Source organism: Pseudomonas sp. 2725 (assembly GCF_050434585.1).
GTDB classification, from domain to species: domain Bacteria; phylum Pseudomonadota; class Gammaproteobacteria; order Pseudomonadales; family Pseudomonadaceae; genus Aquipseudomonas; species Aquipseudomonas jessenii.
Map to the genome: position 1 here is coordinate 147,295 of NZ_JBNDIV010000006.1, position 20,299 is coordinate 167,593.

Annotated in this window: 21 protein-coding genes; 6 read left to right on the top strand and 15 right to left on the bottom strand. The window is 59.3% G+C overall.

Annotated features, from left to right (window positions below; genetic code table 11):
* The first annotated feature begins 84 nt into the window (after positions 1-84).
* The gene (gene cfaB / locus ABIE16_RS18405; RefSeq protein WP_057712681.1) at positions 85-1,269 is read left to right on the top strand and encodes a C17 cyclopropane fatty acid synthase CfaB; all 1,185 of its coding nucleotides are present in this window, start codon (positions 85-87) and stop codon (positions 1,267-1,269) included.
* Here cfaB and cls read toward each other — a convergent pair.
* Complete coding sequence (cls, locus tag ABIE16_RS18410) at positions 1,266-2,705, bottom strand: cardiolipin synthase (RefSeq protein ID WP_093999533.1); 1,440 nt, start codon at positions 2,703-2,705, stop codon at positions 1,266-1,268. The two genes, cfaB and cls, sit on opposite strands and share 4 nt — an antisense overlap.
* A 132-nt stretch (positions 2,706-2,837) precedes the next feature.
* Here cls and ABIE16_RS18415 point away from each other — a divergent pair, with 132 nt between their 5' ends.
* Positions 2,838-3,359, top strand: a complete 522-nt coding sequence (locus tag ABIE16_RS18415) for a DUF3617 domain-containing protein (RefSeq protein WP_057712683.1) — start codon at positions 2,838-2,840, stop codon at positions 3,357-3,359.
* An 89-nt stretch (positions 3,360-3,448) separates the two neighbouring features.
* On the opposite strand, the gene ABIE16_RS18420 is transcribed toward ABIE16_RS18415, so the two are convergent.
* From ABIE16_RS18420 to ABIE16_RS18450, 7 genes are all read right to left on the bottom strand, one after another.
* On the bottom strand, positions 3,449-4,336 hold the full coding sequence (locus tag ABIE16_RS18420) for a His/Gly/Thr/Pro-type tRNA ligase C-terminal domain-containing protein (RefSeq protein WP_429521698.1): 888 nt from the start codon (positions 4,334-4,336) through the stop codon (positions 3,449-3,451).
* Positions 4,337-4,530: 194 nt separating this feature from the next.
* Positions 4,531-5,091, bottom strand: coding sequence for a carbonate dehydratase (locus tag ABIE16_RS18425; protein WP_057712685.1), 561 nt, complete (start codon positions 5,089-5,091; stop codon positions 4,531-4,533).
* Positions 5,088-5,963 carry a metal ABC transporter substrate-binding protein gene (locus ABIE16_RS18430; RefSeq protein ID WP_429521699.1) on the bottom strand — a complete coding sequence of 292 codons (876 nt, stop codon included), beginning with the start codon at positions 5,961-5,963 and terminating at the stop codon, positions 5,088-5,090. The genes ABIE16_RS18425 and ABIE16_RS18430 overlap by 4 nt, the downstream gene beginning before the upstream one ends.
* Before the next feature lie 11 nt (positions 5,964-5,974).
* Positions 5,975-6,841, bottom strand: a complete 867-nt coding sequence (locus ABIE16_RS18435) for a metal ABC transporter permease (RefSeq protein ID WP_429521700.1) — start codon at positions 6,839-6,841, stop codon at positions 5,975-5,977.
* On the bottom strand, positions 6,841-7,509 hold the full coding sequence (locus tag ABIE16_RS18440) for a metal ABC transporter ATP-binding protein (protein WP_057712688.1): 669 nt from the start codon (positions 7,507-7,509) through the stop codon (positions 6,841-6,843). The genes ABIE16_RS18435 and ABIE16_RS18440 overlap by 1 nt, the downstream gene beginning before the upstream one ends.
* Positions 7,506-8,402 carry a GTP cyclohydrolase FolE2 gene (gene folE2, locus ABIE16_RS18445; protein WP_429521701.1) on the bottom strand — a complete coding sequence of 299 codons (897 nt, stop codon included), beginning with the start codon at positions 8,400-8,402 and terminating at the stop codon, positions 7,506-7,508. Before folE2 ends, ABIE16_RS18440 begins: the two co-directional genes overlap by 4 nt.
* Positions 8,403-8,537: 135 nt before the next feature.
* A complete protein-coding gene (locus ABIE16_RS18450) occupies positions 8,538-8,915 on the bottom strand; it encodes a glutamine synthetase (protein WP_218494594.1) in 378 nt (125 codons plus the stop codon).
* Between the two features lie 142 nt (positions 8,916-9,057).
* On the opposite strand from ABIE16_RS18450, the gene zigA reads away from it, so the two are divergent.
* Entirely contained in the window at positions 9,058-10,263 is a 1,206-nt protein-coding gene (gene zigA, locus ABIE16_RS18455) for a zinc metallochaperone GTPase ZigA (RefSeq protein ID WP_429521702.1), read from the top strand.
* A gap of 15 nt (positions 10,264-10,278) precedes the next feature.
* On the opposite strand, the gene ABIE16_RS18460 is transcribed toward zigA, so the two are convergent.
* Positions 10,279-10,635 (bottom strand): NADH:ubiquinone oxidoreductase, encoded by a 357-nt coding sequence (locus ABIE16_RS18460; protein WP_154909763.1) that lies wholly within the window; start codon positions 10,633-10,635, stop codon positions 10,279-10,281.
* A gap of 27 nt (positions 10,636-10,662) precedes the next feature.
* On the opposite strand from ABIE16_RS18460, the gene ABIE16_RS18465 reads away from it, so the two are divergent.
* Positions 10,663-11,634, top strand: a complete 972-nt coding sequence (locus ABIE16_RS18465) for a CobW family GTP-binding protein (protein WP_429521703.1) — start codon at positions 10,663-10,665, stop codon at positions 11,632-11,634.
* 4 nt (positions 11,635-11,638) lie between these two features.
* On the opposite strand, the gene ABIE16_RS18470 is transcribed toward ABIE16_RS18465, so the two are convergent.
* Positions 11,639-12,052: a DUF3301 domain-containing protein gene (locus tag ABIE16_RS18470; RefSeq protein ID WP_057712694.1), complete on the bottom strand. Its 414-nt coding sequence runs from the start codon at positions 12,050-12,052 to the stop codon at positions 11,639-11,641.
* 119 nt (positions 12,053-12,171) lie between these two features.
* Here ABIE16_RS18470 and pdxY point away from each other — a divergent pair, with 119 nt between their 5' ends.
* Complete coding sequence (gene pdxY, locus ABIE16_RS18475; protein WP_057712695.1) at positions 12,172-13,044, top strand: pyridoxal kinase PdxY; 873 nt, start codon at positions 12,172-12,174, stop codon at positions 13,042-13,044.
* Positions 13,045-13,170: 126 nt separating this feature from the next.
* On the opposite strand, the gene ABIE16_RS18480 is transcribed toward pdxY, so the two are convergent.
* Positions 13,171-13,653: an acyl-CoA thioesterase gene (locus tag ABIE16_RS18480; protein ID WP_057712696.1), complete on the bottom strand. Its 483-nt coding sequence runs from the start codon at positions 13,651-13,653 to the stop codon at positions 13,171-13,173.
* A 288-nt stretch (positions 13,654-13,941) separates the two neighbouring features.
* On the opposite strand from ABIE16_RS18480, the gene ABIE16_RS18485 reads away from it, so the two are divergent.
* A complete protein-coding gene (locus ABIE16_RS18485; RefSeq protein WP_429521704.1) occupies positions 13,942-15,705 on the top strand; it encodes a cation:proton antiporter in 1,764 nt (587 codons plus the stop codon).
* Between the two features lie 22 nt (positions 15,706-15,727).
* On the opposite strand, the gene ABIE16_RS18490 is transcribed toward ABIE16_RS18485, so the two are convergent.
* The 4 genes from ABIE16_RS18490 to uvrD form a co-directional block, all read right to left on the bottom strand.
* The gene (locus tag ABIE16_RS18490; protein ID WP_003187120.1) at positions 15,728-16,135 is read right to left on the bottom strand and encodes an SMI1/KNR4 family protein; all 408 of its coding nucleotides are present in this window, start codon (positions 16,133-16,135) and stop codon (positions 15,728-15,730) included.
* A gap of 138 nt (positions 16,136-16,273) precedes the next feature.
* Positions 16,274-17,152: a Tim44 domain-containing protein gene (locus ABIE16_RS18495; RefSeq protein ID WP_057712698.1), complete on the bottom strand. Its 879-nt coding sequence runs from the start codon at positions 17,150-17,152 to the stop codon at positions 16,274-16,276.
* Positions 17,153-17,331: 179 nt separating this feature from the next.
* Positions 17,332-17,772, bottom strand: a complete 441-nt coding sequence (locus ABIE16_RS18500) for an EamA family transporter (RefSeq protein ID WP_218494599.1) — start codon at positions 17,770-17,772, stop codon at positions 17,332-17,334.
* 138 nt (positions 17,773-17,910) lie between these two features.
* On the bottom strand, positions 17,911-20,094 hold the full coding sequence (gene uvrD / locus ABIE16_RS18505) for a DNA helicase II (RefSeq protein ID WP_057712700.1): 2,184 nt from the start codon (positions 20,092-20,094) through the stop codon (positions 17,911-17,913).
* Positions 20,095-20,299: the final 205 nt, after the last annotated feature.

Sequence of the window (20,299 nt, forward strand, 5' to 3'; positions counted from 1 at the left end):
AAAACGGCTATTAATTCGATAGCCAGCTATTTTTCAAAGATGGTCTACCCTCTGTTTAGACGTCTGAAACAAGGGGGCTTCTCCATGCTCGCGCATCTTCCACCGGCCTTACAGAATCTGCAATTGCCGCTTCGCCTGAGACTCTGGGATGGCCATGAATTCAATCTGGGGCCGACGCCCAGTGTCACGATTGTGGTCAAGGACCCACAAATGGTCACCCAGTTTACCCATCCAAGCCTGGACGCCCTTGGTGCTGCATTTGTCGAAGGCAAACTTGAGCTTGAAGGCTCCATCAGCGATGTGATCCGCGTCTGCGATGAATGGAGCCAGGCGTTGCTGGATGAAGGCGACGACAATCAGCCGGTTCGTAACGCCCACGACAAAGAGATGGACGCCAAGGCGATTTCCTACCACTACGACCTTTCCAACGCGTTCTATCAGCTGTGGCTCGACAGCGACATGGCATATTCCTGCGCCTATTTCGAGACCGGCAGCGAATCCCTGGAACAGGCCCAGCAAGCCAAGTTCCGTCATTTGTGCCGCAAGCTGCGCCTGCAGCCCGGCGAGTATCTGCTGGATGTGGGTTGTGGTTGGGGCGGATTGGCGCGTTTTGCTGCGCGAGAATTTGGCGCGAAAGTGTTCGGTATCACCCTCAGCAAGGAGCAGTTGGCCCTGGCCCGGGAGCGCGTAAAAGCGGAGGGCCTGGAGGACCTGGTCGAACTGCAACTGCTCGACTATCGCGATCTGCCGCAGGATGGCCGTTTCGACAAGGTTGTCAGCGTCGGCATGTTCGAACACGTCGGTCACGCCAATCTTGCCGAGTACTGCAAGACCCTGTTCGGCGCGGTGAAAGACGGTGGCCTGGTGATGAACCACGGGATCACCGCCAAATACACCGATGGCCGTCCGGTGGGACGCGGTGCCGGTGAATTCATTGGAAAATATGTGTTCCCCAACGGCGAGCTGCCGCACCTGTCGATGATCTCTGCCGAGATCAGTGAGGCAGGGCTGGAAATCGTCGACGTCGAGAGCTTGCGTCTGCACTACGCACGTACGCTCGATCACTGGAGCGAACGCCTGGAAGACAACCTCGAAGCGGCCTCCAGACTCGTACCGGAACAAGCCCTGCGTATCTGGCGACTGTACCTGGCCGGTTGCGCTTACGCGTTTGCCCGGGGCTGGATCAACCTGCACCAGATTCTCGCGGTGAAGGCCCACGCCGATGGCAGTCATGAACTGCCATGGACCCGTGACGATATCTACCTCTAGAGAACCGGCGAAATAAGCCGGGCGACCCGCATGCCGACCTGCTGCAGGCGGTGAGTCTCCCGGCCTTCTCCTTTGGCGATTTCGTGGGCGTTGGCGAAATCATCGTTGAGCATCTGTTCCACCTCTGCGGCAAAGGCGCTGTCGACGGTCAGCAACATCACTTCGAAATTCAGCCGGAACGAACGGTTGTCCAGGTTGGCGCTGCCGATGGCGCTGATTTCGTAGTCGATCAACACCACTTTCTGGTGCAGGAAACCGGGCTCGTAACGGAACACCCGAACACCGGCGCGCACGGCTTCGAAGGCGTAGAGGCTGGAGGCGGCGTAGACGATTCGATGGTCGGGTCGAGACGGCAACAGCAGCCGCACATCCACACCCCGCAGGACCGCCAGACGCAACGCTGCGAATACGGCTTCATCGGGGATGAAGTACGGGCTGGTGATCCAGATTCGTTCCGTCGCTGCATGGATCGCTTCGACAAAGAACAGAGAACAGGTTTCGTAGGCGTCTGCCGGCCCGCTGGCGAGCAACTGGCACAGCACGCCGTCTTCCGGATAAACCTCGGGCAGGATCAGTGGCGGCAGGGCATGAGCCACCCAGAACCAGTCTTCAGCGAAAGACTCCTGCATGCACGCCACCACTGGCCCGCGCACTTGCACGTGGGTATCGCGCCAAGGGGCCAGGGGCGGTTTCTCGCCCATGTATTCATCACCGACGTTGTGCCCGCCAACGAAGCCGAGAATGCCGTCCACCACCACAATTTTGCGATGGTTACGGAAGTTCACCTGAAAGCGATTGAACCAGCCATTACGAGGGCCAAAAGCCTTGACCTCGACCCCGCCATCACGCAAGGCCTGCACGTAGCCGTTGGGTAGGGAATGGCTGCCGATTCGGTCATACAACAGATAGATCGCTACGCCTTCGGCGGCTTTCTTCAACAGCAAAGTCTGCAGGCGTTGACCGAGACGGTCGTCGTGGACGATGAAAAACTGGATCAGCACGGCCTCTTTCGCCTGGCCGATGGCATCGAAAATGGCCTCGAACGTCGACTGGCCGTTGATCAGCAACCGCATCTGGTTATTGGCCAGGCAGGGCATGTGTCCGAGCTTGGGCATCGCTCTGAGTGAGGCGTAGGCAGACGAAGCGCGGGCGGTGAGGGCTTCTTCTACCCAGGGTCGCCAGTTGAGTTCGGAAACAGCCTTGCGCATCTCGTCGTTGGCCTGCCGCCGGGCCTTGATGTAGCCATCAAAGGTGCTGCGGCCGAACATCAGGTAAGGGATCAGCGTCAGGTAAGGGATGAAAAACAGCGACAGGGCCCAGGCGATCGAGCCTTGGGCGGTACGGACGGTCAACACGGCGTGTATGGCCGCAATCATGCCCAGCGAGTGCAACAGGGCGATGGTATAACCGAAAATATGTGGTCCGAAGTAATCCATGGGGGCTGCCTTGCTCCTGAAGATTCAGTGCTTAACAGACCATGTTCCGTGCAGAATGTCGCTAATTAATTCGACCATGAACCGAAGCCCGCGGCTGACGTCTAACGGCCACTACTGATCAGGAGTTACTCGATGAACGTTCGTCTGCTGGGTTTGGCCATGGCACTGGGTTTGGCACTTCCTGTGGCGGCTCACGCGCAAATGCTGCAACCAGGATTGTGGGAGCTGACCACGAGCAATATGAAGGTCGACGAGCAGAATATGCCGGACCTGCAATTGATCCTCGGCCAGATCCAGAACCAGATGACCCCCGAGCAACGTGCGCAGCTGGAAAAGCAGGGCATCACCATGGGCGGTAAAGGGATCCGGGCGTGCCTGACCCCTGAACAGGTCAAGACCGACAACATTCCGCTGACCGATCCGCAGTCGGGCTGCAAACAGGAAATCACCGACCGCTCCGGCAATCAGTGGAAATTCCGTTTCAGCTGCCCGAAAGCCCAGGGAGCCGGCGTGGCGACGTTCCTCAGTGATCGCGAATTCACCACCAAGGTTAACGGGACGTTCAACGCCACCGGCATTCAGCAGAAGGGCAGCCTCGAATCCCGCGCCGTCTGGTTGGGGCAGGATTGTGGCACGGTGAAGCCAAGAGCTTAAAAAGCTTCGCGAACAGGCTCGCTCCCACCTTGGTTATGTGTCGCACACAAATCCCCTGTGGGAGCGAGCCTGCTCGCGAAAGCGTCCGTTCAGCCGCCCTGAATCCCCGGCCGACTTAACCACTCACACGCCGCCTCGACAGCCATCCGGCCAAAATCCTCCCCCGTGCGACTGCGCACACTGACGAACCCCCCAGCCTGTTCCATTTCGCCAACCACGACCAGGAACGGCACGGTCTGGCTGTGCTGGCGAATCTTGTAGCGGACCTTTTCGTTTCGCAGGTCGGCCTTTGCATGCACGCCTTTTTGGCGCAAGGACTCGGTCACCGCTTGTGCATAAGTCGCCTGGCGTTCATCCATGCTCACGACGACCACATGGGGTGGAACGCGCCAGTGTTGCAGCTCCTGATGGCTGGACCAGCAGGTGCCGTAGATCCGTTGTTGCAACGTGCCGCTGATGTGATCGAGGGCAAACGCCTGCAAGACTTTGGTGGTTGGGACGTGCGGTCCATGGCTCTGGTACTCGGCGTCCCCCAGACGGTACAGCGACACGGCTTCGTGCGCCGGCCGACGACGGATCGAGTGATTGGTTGCTGCCAATGACTGCATGCGCGCTTCGATTAGAGGCAGGTCTGCGGGGGTCAGCGGTTGCTCGACTGCAAACTCGTAATAGAAACCGTCACCCAGCTCCTTTCCCGCACGTAATTGCGCATGAGGGTGGAGTTGCTTGACCGCCATGGCCAGCATCAATGCACAGGAGCGACGCAGGATCTCCAGGCCGTCCGGCTCCCGGGGGGTGACAATGCTGACCCGGGCATCCGCCTCGATCAGGTATTCGCAGTCCACCAGTACACCATTGACCCTTCCCGCTACGGCCGCGATGGCCAGTTCGGGGCCGATGCTGGCGGCCACCTCGTGCACGGACAGCGGCTGGTCGTACTCACGCAATGAACCATCGGGCAGGGTGATCTGGATCATGGTCGGCGTACTCTGGTGCTTCTAACGAGCGTTATCGCATAAACCGTAGGGGTGCTTCATTAAGACGTTTGTCGTGCCAGGCAATTTGTCCTGACACGATGGCTGGTTCTGGCCACCAGTGTGCTGATCGGCAAAATCTGTTCCGCGACCGGTTCCTGCAACGCGGGCATTGCGAATCAGCACGCTACTCATGCTCAGAACTCGTTTTGCAGGGCTTTGTAGCCGCGTACCAGGTCGACGTTGGTGCGCGCCACATCTTCGGAAAATTCCGAAGCACTGACGCTCACCGGCGGGTATTGCGAGAGGTCGGTGTTTGGGCCGATCCGCGTGGTGGAAGGTACGTAGAAAGCTTCAGGCAGGTCACGACCATCGACCACCGAGTTGTGCCGCACCACGCAACCGTCACCGACTACGCAGTTGAACAGCACGCTGTTGAAGCCGATGAACACTCGATTGCCGACGGTGCAGGGCCCATGAACGATCGAGCGGTGGGCGATGGAACTGAATTCGCCGATGGTCACCGCCGCACCGGATTTGGAATGGATCACCACGCCGTCCTGGATGTTCGAGTTGGCGCCGATGGTGATCGGCTGCATGTCGCCCGAGTCATCGACTTCGTCAGCACGTATCACCGCGTAGGGGCCGACGAACACGTTCTCCCCGATCACCACTTTGCCGCAGATGATTGCCGTTTTGTCGACGTAGGCAGACTCGGCAATCAGCGGTAAATCGCCGGAAGGATTCTTGCGGATCATGGCTTGCTCAATGCGTTGTACAGGGTGTTGAGGTTGTACTCGAACAACCCGGTGAAGGTGCTGGCCGGTCCGCTCGCCGCCAGGGCATCGGAGTACAGCGTGCCGCCGATCTGAGCGCCGCTTTCATCCGCGATCTGCTTGAGCAGGCGGGCGTCCTTGATGTTTTCCATGAACACCGCCTTGACCTTGGCCTGACGAATCTGGGTAATCAGTGCGGCCACTTCGGCGGCTGAAGGCTCGCGCTCGGTTGAGAGTCCTTGAGGTGCCATGAACTCGATGCCGTAGGCTTGGCCGAGATAACCGAAGGCATCATGGGACGTCACGACCTTGCGGTTGCCCGGTGGCAGTGAGCCGAGTTTGGCCTTGGCTTCGGCGAGCAGGGCGTAGACCTGTTTCAGGTACAGCTGGCTGTTGCGCTCATAGTCGGCGGTGTTCGCCGGGTCAGCGGCGATCAGCGCTTTGGTGATGTTGGTGATGTACAGCTCGGTATTCGCCAGGTTATGCCAGGCGTGCGGGTCGGGAACGGTTTTACCGTCTTCATCCAGGCTACGGGGTATGACACCGTGGCTTGCGCTGATGACCGGCGCCCGAGTCTCTGTGCTTGTCACCAGGCGATCCAGCCAGGGCTCGAAACCCAGGCCGTTCTTGATGATGAGCCTGGCCTTGAGCAGCGCTTTGGCATCGTCCGGTGTCGGCTCGTACGTGTGCGCATCCGCGTCCGGGCCGACCATGTTGGTGATCTGGATGTGATCCTTGCCGACCTGCCGGGTCATGTCGGCGAGGATGCTGAAGCTGGTGACCACCTGAAGTTTTTCGGCGGCGGACAGCGACATCGACACCATCAAGCTGAACAGCATAAGTAAAGCGCGCATCGGTTAACACCTCATTGGGATGTGAGCAAAGGCGGGTGGCGCAGCAAGCCGTGCACCGGCCCAAACACCACGGACAACAGATATCCACCGCCGGCCACCAGCACGATTGCCGGGCCACTGGGCAGCGAGTAATAGAACGAGATCAATAAACCGAGCCATACCGAGAGGCTGCCGAGCACGGCGGCGACGACGATCAGTATTGGCAGGCGGCGACTCCAGAAACGTGCCGCGGCGGCAGGCAACATCATCAGGCCGACTACCATCAACGCGCCGATCGCCTGGAAGCCGATGACCAGATTCAACACCACCAGCGTCAGGAATACGCCGTGGGCCAGTGGGCCGAGTCGGCTGACGGTTTGCAGAAAAAGCGGGTCGAGGGTGTCGAGCAGCAGTGGTTTGTAGATCAGTGCCATGGCCATCAGGCTCAGGCCTGAGACCCAAAGCATGCCGGTCAAGGTCGGGCCGTCGACTGCCAGCGCGGAACCAAACAGCAGGTGCAACAGGTCCAGGCGTTTGCCGGCGATGCCGAGAATCAGCACGCCACCGGCCAGGGAAATCGGGTAGATCGCCGCGAGGCTGGCGTCCTCTCGCAGGCCGGTGCGTCGCGTAATCCAGGCTGCGAGGCCTGCCATGCTCAGGCCCGCGCCGAGGCCACCGATGGTCAACGCCGGGAGGCTCAACCCGGCAAACCAGAAACCTAACGCCGCACCGGGGAGGATGCCGTGGGCGACGGCATCACCGATCAGGCTCATGCGTCTGAGGATCAGAAATACCCCCAGGGGCGCCGTGCTGCATGCCAGGACCAATCCACCGAGAAGCGCTCGGCGCATGAATACGAATTCGTGGAATGGTTGCCAGAGATGCGCGGCAGCGATCATCAGGCCACCTGCGATTGAGGTTGTTGGCGGATCAGTTCGGCGCTCGGACCGAATACACAACCGTTGCTTTTGATCAGCAATGTATGTGGGATGTGCTCGCGAACAGCGGCGAGGTCATGGCACACGACCACCAGTGTCCGGCCGTCGAGGTGCCAATCGTGTATGTGTTTCCAGAGTAATGCCTGACCGAGTTCATCGAGGGCCGCGTGGGGTTCATCGAGCAACAGCACGGGTGCGTCTGTCAGGCTCAATCGGGCGAGCAGGGCGCGTTGCAATTCGCCGCCGGAAAGGGCCATCAAGGGTCGATCTTCCAGGCCATTCAGGCACCAGTTTTCGAGGACGGTTGCCAGTCGTTGGCTACGGATAACCGGTGATTGTTTGTTGCCCCAGAAACCGGCGGCGACCAATGCCTGAAGGCTGATCGGAAATTGCCTGTCCAAGTGTTGTTGCTGGGGCAGGAACGACACACCGCCCTTGAGTGGAACATCCAGTCGAACCTTTCCGGCCAACGGTTTTTGCAAGCCGGCGATGACCTTCAGCAGGCTGCTTTTCCCGGAGCCGTTCGCACCGATGATGGCGGTCAGGCTGCCCTTCGACAGTTCGAAGTCCAGCGCTGGCGTCAGTGGCTGCCCCGGTGCGCCCCAGCGCAAGGCGTGGCAACCGATCATGCGACCTCCCAGTTGAAACGGCTTTCGGCTACGGCGTCGTGGGCGTGCAGGCTTTCGGCGTGGATCACACGAATGTGGAAGGCGTTAATGCCCGTGGAGCGCTTCAGGGCCAGATTCAAGCGGCGTGCGGCGTCCTCGCAGAACATCAGGTTCTGACCATTGGCGAGGGCGAAGGCCTGTTCGTCGGCGCGTTTTACCGCTGTTTGAACGGCTGTGCCGAGTGCGGCTTCGGCGTCATTGATGACGGCGATCAGAGGCAACTCGTCTAAAAAATCAGCCAGCCGTACGCGCAACTTTGCGCTGCTGCGTTGGCTGTGAGGTGTGGCGACGATGCCATTCGTGGAGCCGAGCCACGCTAAAACGTCGGCGTGTTGCAGTGGCTTGTTGGCGAAATCATCGACGAACCGCTGCTGAATCAACTGTCGAGAAAGAGCAGCAGAACACGGGCAGGTTGAGGAATAAGGCACCTCGATTTTTAGTTCCACGTGGAACATTGCGTTTTTCAAACGTGCTTCGATGCTGACCGGATAGCTTTTCCAGCCAGCCAATGGACTGATTAGTGCGGGCCTTTTCAGCAACAAATCGGCGTGAAGGGTCAAGTGGGCGCTGCTGGAAAGCCCTTCATGGCTCTCAAGAAAACGCTGCAAAACCCGCCGCAATAAAGCCGCTGAAAGGCTTTCCTGTTCCAACAATTCAAGCGCCAGATAGAGCCGTGACATGTGAATGCCACGCGCGTTGCCATCGTCGAGGCTCACGCCGGCATCGGCCTTTGCATTCAGTCGTTGGCCCTCAAACAAAACGGGAAGAGCAATGCCGCACATGCCCACCCACTCCAGTGGCAGGGCTTGGCGTGAGGCCTGCGCGGCGATATCCGGCAGAGTCAGCGCATTCATGAGCAGGTCCATCGTGGGAGTTGATTTGCAATGTTATAGTATTGCAATCAAATCGACGATGCCTTTTTCATGAACAGGTCTTCATCATGCACAGACGTCATTTGCCAGGCAGCAAGAGCAGAAAAACAAGCCGGCCTAACAGCCAGCGATCCGGCTGCAGGTGAACCTGGCGCTGCTGCCGCCGGAGCTGGAAAACCGGTTGATCGTGGTCCAGCCGACGCGCCGGTTGTAGCCAACCCAGGTCTCGCCGTCGGAAGCGATACCGGTGAAAAACGTAAGCTGGCCGTAGCGGCTGTTGGTCTGTGCCCAATAGCGTTTTCCGGCCACTTCGAAACCCCGCAAATAGATCGTGCTTCCGGCGGTATTGACGCTGTAGGCGTTGCCATCCGCATCCACGCAGGCCAGCAGGTTGGCGCTGCGAGTGCACTTGGCCAGGCTCGGGACCTGTGCCATCGCGTCGGCAGCCACCAGCAGGGACAGCATGATCAATACGGGTTTAAGGGCGTTGCACATGGGCTTTCTCACGAGGGTAGCGGCGTTCAGCATCCTGTCGTTTGCCCTGCTGAGCAAGAGGGGATGGCTTGTTGATGTTGTTACAGTATAACATTATGTAAGCCCGACACAGCGACCGGGCATCCCTGTGAGGAATATGCAGATGTCCAATCGACTCCCCGTGACCGTTCTCTCCGGCTTTCTTGGTGCCGGAAAAAGTACACTTCTTAATTACATACTACGTAATCGCGATGGCTTGCGGGTTGCAGTCATCGTCAACGATATGAGCGAAATCAACGTTGATGGCACCGAAGTCCAGCGCGATGTCAGCCTTAATCGGGCTGAAGAACGGTTGGTGGAAATGAGTAACGGGTGTATTTGCTGTACGTTACGTGAAGATTTGCTGGAGGAGGTGAGCCAACTCGCCAGGGAGGGTCGCTTCGACTATCTGCTGATCGAGTCCACCGGTATTTCCGAACCGCTGCCGGTGGCGGAAACCTTCACCTTCCGCGATGAAAACGGCCAAAGCCTCAATGACATCGCACGTCTGGACACCATGGTCACGGTGGTCGATGGCATGAACTTCCTGCTCGATTACCAGGCTGCCGAAAGCCTGGCTTCCCGAGGAGAAACACTAGGGGAGGAAGACGAACGTTCGATTACCGATCTGTTGATTGAGCAGGTCGAGTTCGCCGATGTGATTTTGCTCAGCAAGATCGACTTGATCAGCAGCCACCAGCGTGAGGAGTTGATCGTCATACTTGAACGGCTCAACGCCAGGGCGGAAATCATTGCGATGTCGATGGGCGAAATCCCCTTGAACAAGATTCTCAACACCGGTCGTTTTGACTTCGAAAAGGCTGCCCAGGCACCGGGATGGTTGCAGGAGCTGCGCGGCGAACATGTGCCGGAAACCGAAGAATACGGCATTGCTTCCAGTGCTTACCGGGCTCGCCGACCGTTCCATCCACAGCGTTTCTTCAACTTCATCGACGGCCCTTGGGACAACGGCAAACTGCTGCGCTCCAAGGGCTTTTTCTGGCTGGCGAGCAAGCACATGGATGCCGGCAGCTGGTCTCAGGCCGGTGGTTTGATGCGCTATGGCTTCGCCGGACGCTGGTGGCGTTTCGTACCGAAAAACCAATGGCCGCAAGACGAAGAAAGTACCGCCGGGATCATGAAAAACTGGACCGCTGACAGCGGGGACTGTCGTCAGGAACTGGTTTTCATCGGCCAGAACATCGACTTCACGCAGCTTGCGGCCGAGCTGGACGCATGTCTGCTGACCGATGAGGAAATGGCGCTGGGCGTAGAGGGCTGGCATTTGCTGCCTGATCCATTCGGCCCTTGGTACGAAGAAGCTGCCTGATCCTCTGCTGGCGCTTCAGGGCCTGATCCAGGTGCCCTGGTTCTGGGCCTCGCAGTACGGCTGCAAATACGCCGCGTCGGTGGCAACGTCGTAATAGTGAATATCCTGTCGGTAGGGCATATTGGCGACTTGGGCGTTGCTGCAGATACCAAATGCGCCGCCGGGACATTGATCGACATACTGCACATCGACTTTCTGCCCAGCCAGGTTCGGTTGGCAGAAACCATCGGCGAAGAGTTTTGGCGGGATGTTGCGGTTCTGCTGGCAAACCTGGACATCAAGCCGCTCGCCTTGGCTATGAACCACACAAGCCTGGGCCAGCGCTTCGCCTGAAACGAGTGCCAGGAGCAACGCTAAGCCAATCAACCGCATCCATCACCTCCTCAGAAATCATCAACCATGCTGCAGAATATCCCCACTCATGTCATTGCCGGCCCCTTGGGTGCCGGCAAGACCAGCCTGATCAAGCACCTGCTGGCCCAGCGCCCGGCTGGCGAGCGGTGGGCGGTGTTGATCAACGAGTTTGGCCAGATCGGTCTCGACGCTGCGCTACTGACCCAGGACGCCGATGGTATCGCACTGGGGGAGGTGGCCGGGGGCTGCTTGTGTTGCGTCAACGGTGCGCCGTTTCAGATTGGTCTTGGGCGCTTGTTGCGCAAGGCACAACCGGATCGGCTGTTCATCGAACCCTCGGGGCTGGGGCATCCGGCGCAGCTGCTCAGGCAATTGAGCGAAGCGCCGTGGCAAGGCGTGTTGGCTGTCCAGCCTTGTGTGCTGGTGTTGGATGCCCAGTCGCTCGCCGCGGGCAAACCGCTGCCGGATGTTCAACAGCAAGCGCTGGGCCATGCGGGATTGTTACTGTTGAACAAGTCTGAAGGGCTCGAAGAAGAAAGCCGCCAGCGAATCACCGGGCAATTGCCGCCGCTCCCTCTGCGCTGGACGCAACAGGCGGCTTTACCCTTGAGCGAGTTGCCGGGGCTGCATGCCAAAGCGCTGGCAGGTGTGGATAACTTCGTCTTGCCCAAGGGATTGGCGCAGCTGCCGGCGGTCTGGAGTGATCCCGCGTTGCCCATTTGCTTGAGTCAGGAACAGGACGGAGGCTGGAGCATCGGATGGCGTTGGCACCCAAGCCAGGTGTTTGATGCCGCTCTGGTTGGCCGGTGGCTTGACTGCCTTGGCTGGAAGCGGGCGAAGCTGGTTATCCACAGCGCCCACGGGTGGGTCTCGGCGAACGCTGTGGATAACTCGGTGCTGGACTGGCAGCCCAGTGAATGGCGGCAGGATTCGCGTATCGAGCTGATTTTCAGTGAAACGCAGAACGCAGAACGACTGCAGCGTGAGCTGGCAGCATGTCGATCCGGATCGGGTTAATGACTCAAGGTCGCCACTTGGTGTGTTCCTGACGCCACTGGCTCAGCTCGATCACTTCCGCGCGAGGTTTCGCCACTTCGACCACCGGTTCGGTTTCGTCGAACGGGACCGGGTAGGGCGCCAGCTCAATCTGTGCGCTGTGAGCGCCGAACTGGGTGATGGTACCGTTGTGGCGGGTTTCGCCCGTCACGGTGAACTCGAAGTTATACACACGGGCCAGGCGTCGCCGACCACTGGCATCCCTGATGAACGCGATTCTTTTCAAGGCCACGTTGCCGTCGAGCAATTCGATCCCGAGTTTGCCGCAATGCTGCTTGACCCGCTCCAGCGCGCGCTCGCGCAAGCCGTGGTTGTGCCATAGCCATGCGCCGGCAGTGGCGAACAGCATCAGCACGAATATATTTCCAAGGGTCAGCATCAACAGGGTGCTCCAACAAGATAGTGTCAGCTTAACTGTGTCGCTGGTCTGTCGTACAGGCTGCGTTTAGTCGCATACTGCGCGGCTAGAATTTCAATCGTTTTACGGAAATCCACCGCATGAAACGTACACCGCATTTGCTCGCTATCCAGTCCCACGTGGTATTCGGTCACGCCGGCAACAGTGCCGCGGTTTTCCCGATGCAACGGGTCGGGGTGAATGTCTGGCCGCTCAACACCGTGCAGTTCTCCAATCACACCCAGTACGGTCAGTGGGCCGGTGAAGTGTTGGCGCCGCACCAGATACCTGACCTGGTCGAAGGCATCGCGGCGATTGGCGAGCTGGGCAACTGCGATGCGGTGCTCTCAGGTTACCTCGGCAGTGCGGCCCAGGGCCGGGCGATCCTGACGGGGGTGGAGCGGATCAAGTCGATGAATCCCAAGGCGCTGTACCTGTGTGACCCGGTCATGGGGCATCCGGAGAAGGGCTGCAGTGTTCCGGCGGAGGTCAGTGATTTTCTGCTGGAGGAGGCCGCCGCCGTGGCGGACTTCATGTGCCCGAACCAGCTGGAGCTGGACAGCTTCTCCGGACGCAAGCCGCAGTCGCTGTTCGATTGCCTGGCAATGGCGCGTGCATTGTTGGTGCGCGGTCCGAAAGCGGTGCTGGTCAAGCATCTGGACTACCCAGGCAAGTCTGCTGAGGTCTTCGAGATGCTGCTGGTGACGGCCGAAGGCAGCTGGCATTTGCAGCGCCCGTTGCTGGCGTTCCCGCGTCAGCCGGTGGGCGTGGGCGATTTGACGTCCGGCCTGTTCCTGGCGCGTGTGCTGCTGGGCGACAGCCTGGTGGCCGCGTTCGAGTTCACGGCATCGGCGGTGCATGAAGTGCTGCTGGAAACCCAGGCTTGTGCCAGCTACGAGTTGGAACTGGTTCGGGCTCAGGACCGGATTGCCCATCCGCGGGTGCGGTTCGAGGCGACCTCGATCAGCCTTTGATTCTGCGTTGCCCCCATTCGCGAGCAGGCTCCCACATTTGATCTTCGGTATTGCATAGATCCAGTGTGGGAGCGGGCTTGCTCGCGAATGGCTATCTAACGAACACCGTCAGCCTGACAGACCAGCTCAGGCGTCGCCCTTGATTTCCTGATAGCGCTTTTCCAGCTCCTGACGAATCTGCCGACGCTGCTGGGCCTGCATATAGCGGCGCTTGTCTTCGCTGTTCTGCGGTTGCAGCGGTGGTACCGATGCAGGTTTACGCTGCTCATCCACCGCGACCATGGTGAAGAAGCAACTGTTGGTATGGCGCACCGAGCGTTCGCGGATGTTCTCGGTCACCACTTTGATGCCCACCTCCATGGAGGTGTTGCCGGTGTAGTTGACCGAGGCCAGGAAGGTCACCAGTTCGCCGACATGGATCGGCTCACGGAAAATGACCTGATCCACCGACAAGGTCACCACATAGCGGCCGGCATAACGGCTGGCGCAGGCGTAGGCCACTTCGTCGAGGTATTTGAGCAGGGTGCCGCCGTGAACATTGCCAGAGAAATTGGCCATGTCGGGGGTCATCAATACCGTCATCGACAGCTGGGCGTTTCCGGGTTCCATAGCATTCTCACGGGTCAAGGCCAGGTTTGAGGGATGCACCTCTGCGGGTGCCTCGGCGGTTTTTTTCAAACCAACAGTTATCGGGACGCCGGGTGCCGGGTCGCCGTCACGCCGGATCGATCTGTTTCCATATATTGCACCGCCTTTCTGCCAGAAGTCGCGGTGTTACCCTGCAAAAAAGCCCCGCCTCAAGGGCATTTCCTACGTGCAATTCCGATTTTTGTTCTGCTCGATCAGACTTTTCCTGCGTCCGGGGATCGAGCAATACCACCCAGGGAGTCTCACGCCATGCATGCCATCAGTTTCATTCAGGATCTGGCAGTGATCATGTTGATCGCAGGCGTGGTCACCGTGGTCTTTCATCGCCTGAAGCAACCGGTGGTACTGGGATACATCGTCGCCGGTTTCATCATTGGCCCGCACACCCCGCCATTCGGCCTGATCCACGACGAAGAAACCATCAAGACCCTGGCCGAGCTCGGTGTGATATTCCTGATGTTCTGCCTGGGCCTGGAGTTCAGCCTGCGCAAGTTGTTCAAGGTCGGTGCCACGGCATTCATCGCGGCATTCCTGGAAATCGTGCTGATGATCTGGATCGGCTACGAGATCGGTCGCTGGTTCGACTGGAACACCATGGATTCACTATTCCTCGGCGCGATCCTGGCGATTTCCTCGACCACCATCATCGTCAAGGCGCTCAATGATCTGAAGCTGAAGAACGAGCGGTTTGCCCAGTTGATATTCGGAGTGCTGATCGTCGAAGACATTCTGGGCATCGGCATCATCGCGCTGCTGTCCAGCATCGCAGTCAGCGGTACGGTCAGCTCCGGCGAAGTGTTTTCCACGGTCGGCAAACTGTCGCTGTTCATGATCGTCGCCTTGGTCATTGGCATCCTGATGGTGCCGCGGTTGCTGGCCTACGTCGCCAGATTCGAAAGCAACGAAATGCTGCTGATCACGGTGCTGGGCCTGTGTTTTGGTTTCTGCCTGCTGGTGGTCAAGCTTGAATACAGCATGGTCCTCGGTGCATTCCTGATCGGCGCGATCATGGCGGAATCCCGGCAACTGCTGAAAATCGAGCGCTTGATTGAACCGGTTCGCGATCTTTTCAGTGCGATTTTCTTTGTGGCCATCGGGCTGATGCTCGATCCGGCGATCCTGCTTCAGTACGCCTGGCCAATCGCGGTAATCACCGTAGCCGTGGTGCTCGGCAAGATATTGTCCTGCGGCCTTGGTGCATTTATCGCCGGCAATGACGGACGTACCTCGCTGCGAGTCGGGATGGGTCTTTCACAGATTGGCGAATTCTCTTTCATCATCGCGGCACTGGGCATGACATTGCAGGTCACCAGTAACTTTTTATACCCCGTGGCTGTGGCGGTTTCGGTGATCACGACCCTGCTGACGCCTTATCTGATCCGTGCGGCCGATCCATTGTCGATCAAGCTCGCCAGCGCGATGCCAGAACGCTTGGGGCGGGTGCTGGGGATGTATGGCGAATGGCTGCGCAGCATCCAGCCGCAGGGTGAGGGTGCGTTACTGGCATCCATGATTCGCAGGATCTTGCTGCAGGTGGGCGTCAATCTGGCGCTGGTGATCGCGATCTTCTTTTCGGGCGCTTACTTCGCCGAACGCATGTCGGCTTACCTGCAAGGCTGGATCAGCGATCCGAGCTGGCAAAAGGCGTTGATCTGGGGCGGGGCGCTGTTGTTATCGCTGCCGTTTTTGATTGCGGCGTACCGCAAGCTAAAGGCGCTGTCGATGTTGCTCGCGGAAATGGGCGTGAAGCCGGAGATGGCCGGGCGCCACACGCAGCGAGTGCGCCGGGTGATCGCCGAAGTGATCCCGATCCTGTCGCTGCTGGTGATCTTTTTTCTGCTGGCAGCCTTGTCGGCCAGTATTCTGCCGACCAACAAGTTGCTGGTACTGATCGCCGTGGTCGCGGCCGCCGTGGCGGCGCTGTTGTGGCGCTGGTTCATTCGTGTGCATACGCGGATGCAGGTGGCGTTGCTGGAAACCCTCGACAATCACAAGGAGTCGTCCGGGCATTGACCACCCCGCGGCGTTGACTGGATCAGCTTTCCAGCCAGACGTCCCGTGCCCAGTGCCAAACCGACTCCCAGGTCTCTTCGGCGATCAGTTCTTCTTCGGCCTGCCAAAGCACCACGGTGCCGTCTTCTTCGACACAATAGTAGTCATCACCGTCCTGGCAGATCGGGATCAGGCTGCGATCGACGCCGGCGTCCCAGGCGTTGGCGGCAACGTCGGGCAGGTAGGTGTGGGATTGCGGGTCGGTCACGGTGACCGGTTCCAGGCTGCCGTAGACCACATCGCTGACGGTCAGCAGAAATTCTCTGAAGACGAACGGAATGTCGATGAACAGTTGTTCTTCGATTTCGACCAGCAGGTCTTCGTCGGGCAACTCCAAGGGGACCGGTACCGGTTCGTTGGCTTCACGCAGTTGTTCGATGATTTCTTCCACGTCCGGGATCCTCTTGCTTGTATGGCGCGGTTTATATGGGGCGGTTTATACAGTAGCTTGCTATAGATGCAACCGCGAAATAGAAAACCCCGGCCTGGGCCGGGGTTTTGTTTACAACAAGTGAAACGCGGAGGGTAATCAGCCGTTCTGGCGGATACCTGCCACCAGCCAAGGCTGGTTTTCGCCCTGTGCACGTTCCATGTTCCAGCTTTCGCTGAAGACTTCGCCCTGGTCGAAACGCGAGGTTTTCGACAGGCCAGTGAAGGTCAGGGTGGCGATGGTCTTGTCGGCGCGATCGTCCACACCGTCCAGCTGTACATTGAGGTTATCGATGTAGGTGGACTGGAAGCCGTCGCCCAGGTCAGCACGTTCACGCTTGAGGAACTCCAGCATTTGCGGGGTCACGAACTCGGCGATCTTGTCCATTTCGTTGGCGTCCCAGTGCTGTTGCAGGGACTGGAAGTGATTGCGTGCCGCTTCGACGAAGTTTCCTTCGTTGAACCAGGCTGGCGCGTTGATCACCGGGCGAGCGGCAACAGGCGCTGCCGAGCCACCGAAGATCGAACCGCCGGCAGGCTTTTGTTCGAACGCCTCACGTTGCATCGGCGCGTGGCCGGCCGGAGCGTACTGCTCCTGCTGCTTGCGACGACGGGCGGCGATAAAGCGGAAGACCAGGAACGCAATGACGGCCATGATCAGGATGTCGAAGATCTGCATGCCCTGGAAGCCGTCACCCATGAACATGGATGCGAGCAGGCCACCGGCCGCGATACCGGCCAGTGGGCCGAGCCAGCGCGAAGCGCCACCGGCCTTGGCAGCAGCGCCAGCGGCACCGGCAGCACCAGCGGTCGCCGCAGCGCCGCCCATGCCTGGAGAAGAAGGAGCCATCTGGCTGGTCTGGTGAGTCGGCGCAGCGCCTGCGCTTTTGCCACCACCGAAGCGCTTGGCGGCATTGACGTCGAGACTCATCGTCAGGCCGATGCACAACGCCATGGCGATGCTAAGAAAACGTTTCATAAAGGGAATTCCCATTTGTGGAAGGCACGCGCGCCATGTTGCACAGGTGAAGTGTTGCTGGCTAGCGGCAGAGTGTTTCGGGCTTTTGCCTGACAGGTCGTGTTCAGCTCCAGTCCGTGCAATAAGGCCTTTTGACTTTGATCTGTCAGATGAGTGGACAGGGCTTGTAGGACGCTTGCCTAGCGTCGCAGGGCAAGCATGACCACCCCGGCCGTGATCAGGCCTATTCCGCCCCATTGGCGCAAGTCGAGTTTTTCACCCAGCAGGACAACGCCAAGGACAGCCACCAGCACCACGCTGAGTTTGTCCACTGGAGCAACCAGTGACGCCGGACCGACCTTGAGTGCGCGGAAATAGCAGATCCACGATGCACCGGTGGCAAGGCCCGACAACAGCAGGAACAGGTAGCTCTTCGCAGAGATCGATCCCAAAGACTGATATTGGCCCGTGGCGTACAAAATCAAGGCCAGGCTGACCAATACCACCATCGTACGCAGCAGGGTGGCAAAGTCGGAGTTGACGTTTTCGATGCCGACTTTCGCGAAAATGGCGGTCATTGCCGCGAATGCCGCGGATAACAGGGCCCAGAATGTCCAGGAGGAAAAAAAGCCTGAGCCCATGTGTTTGCGTCTCCCGGATCAGTCAAGGCCAGCACAGAACCCTGTGGGAGCGAGCTTGCTCGCGATGACGGACTGACAGCCAGAAATAATGTCGACTGATCTACCGCTATCGCGAGCAAGCTCGCTCCCACAGAAAGGCTAGATTGCTTCCAGTTTGGCATACCCCAGCATCAGCCACTTGCTGCCTTCGCTGAAGTTCACCTGCACCCGGGCCTGAGCCCCGGCGCCTTCGAAGTTGAGGATCACGCCGTCACCGAAGATCGAGTGACGCACAGTCTGGCCCAGGCTGAAGCCGGTCTGCGGAATCTCGCTGCCGCTGAACAGGTTGCTGCCACTCATCGACTGGTTGCCACCGAACGGACGGCTGACGCTGTTGGACAGCCGCACCTCCTGAATCAGGCCTTTCGGAACTTCGCGTACGAAGCGCGACACCTTGTTGTAGGTCTCGCTGCCATAAAGGCGCCGGGTTTCGGCGAAGGTCATCACCAGGTTCTGCATGGCCCGGGTGATGCCTACGTAGGCCAGACGACGCTCTTCCTCCAGGCGGCCGGGTTCTTCCAGGCTCATCTTGTGCGGGAACAGGCCTTCTTCCATGCCCACCAGGAACACGTAAGGGAACTCCAGGCCTTTGGCGCTGTGCAGGGTCATCAGTTGAATGCTGTCTTCGTGCTCGTCGGCCTGGGTATCACCGGCTTCCAGCGACGCATGACCAAGGAATGCTGCCAATGGCGTCAGGTCTTCGTCTTCTTCGCTGTTTTCGAAGTTGCGCGCGGCGCTGACCAGTTCCTCAAGGTTTTCTACCCGGGCCTGGCCTTTCTCGCCTTTTTCCGCTTCGTGATAGGCGATCAGCCCCGACTGCTCGATGACGGTCTGGGTCATCAGGTGCAGTGGCATTTCCATGCACTTGGCGGCGAGGTTCTCGATCAGCTCGATAAACGCGCCCAGAGCGCCGGCCGCACGACCGGTCAGGCCTTTGTTGGCCACCAGTTGGCGCATCGCTTCCCACATCGACACATCGCTGTGGCGCGCATGGTCGCGGATCGCTTCGACGGTTTTCTCACCGATGCCACGGGCCGGCACGTTGATGACCCGTTCCAGCGCAGCATCGTTACCGCGGCCTTCGAGCAAGCGCATGTAGGCCATGGCGTTCTTGATTTCGGCGCGTTCGAAGAAGCGCTGACCACCATAGATGCGGTAGGGAATGCGCTCGCGCAGCAAGGCTTCTTCCAGAACTCGCGACTGGGCGTTGGAGCGGTACAGAATCGCGATATCGCTGCGAGACAAGCCGGTTTTCAGCGCGCTTTCGATAGTTTCGACAACGTAGCGTGCTTCATCGTGCTCGTTGAAGGCGGCGTACAGGTTGATCGCTTCGCCGTCGCCGCCGTCAGTCCACAGCTCTTTGCCCAAGCGCCCGGTGTTGTTGGCGATCAAGGCGTTGGCAGCCTTCAGGATGCCGGCGGTGGAGCGATAGTTCTGCTCCAGGCGAATGGTTTCGGCGTCCGGGAAGTCTTCGGAATACTGGTAGATGTTCTCGATTTTGGCGCCACGCCAGCCGTAGATCGACTGGTCGTCGTCGCCCACCACCATCAGGCTGTCGCCACCCTTGGCCAGCAGGCGCAACCAGGCGTATTGCACGGCGTTGGTGTCCTGGAACTCGTCCACCAGAATGTGCCGGAAGCGCTTTTGATAGTGAGCGAGCAGGCCTGGGTGATCGCGCCACAGATCGAGTGCGCGCAGCAGCAATTCGGAGAAGTCGATGACACCGGCACGCAGGCAGGCGGCCTCGTAGGCCTCATAGATACCGCGCATGGTTGCCAGGAACAGGTCGCCGCTGGCTTGAATGTGTTGCGGGCGCAGGCCTTCGTCTTTCTGGCCGTTGATGAACCATTGGGCCTGACGGGCCGGCCAACGCTGTTCGTCCAGGCCGAGCTCGCGGATCACCCGCTTGACCAACCGCTGCTGGTCATCGCTGTCGAGAATCTGGAAGGTCTGGCTTAAGCCCGCTTCCTGCCAGTGTGCCCGCAAAAGGCGGTGCGCCAGGCCGTGGAAGGTGCCAACCCACATGCCGGCCGGGTTGATGCCCATCAGCTGCTCGATGCGCTGGCGCATCTCGGCAGCGGCCTTGTTGGTGAAGGTCACCGACAGGATGGAGTGGGGCGAGGCGTTTTCGACCTGGATCAACCAGGCGATACGGTGCACCAGCACTCGGGTTTTACCGGAACCAGCACCGGCCAGGACCAACTGACGACCCACGGGGGCCGCTACGGCCTGGCGTTGGGCATCGTTGAGGGAGTTCAGCAGAAGGGAGAGATCATCGCGCATCGGGGCATTCTAGGGGGCCGCGACACACCGGGCAAACCCCGCTTCGCTTTAACCGATGAAAGTTATGCGAAGGACGACCGGTCAGTCATCGGCTGCAGGCATTGGCGGGGCGTGCCTTCAGCATTTTCAGTGGCATCGGCGTCCGAAAAATTTGGCGATTTATTGATCAGCAGCAGTTTGGTCCGGGCAATTGCTTGTGTATGCT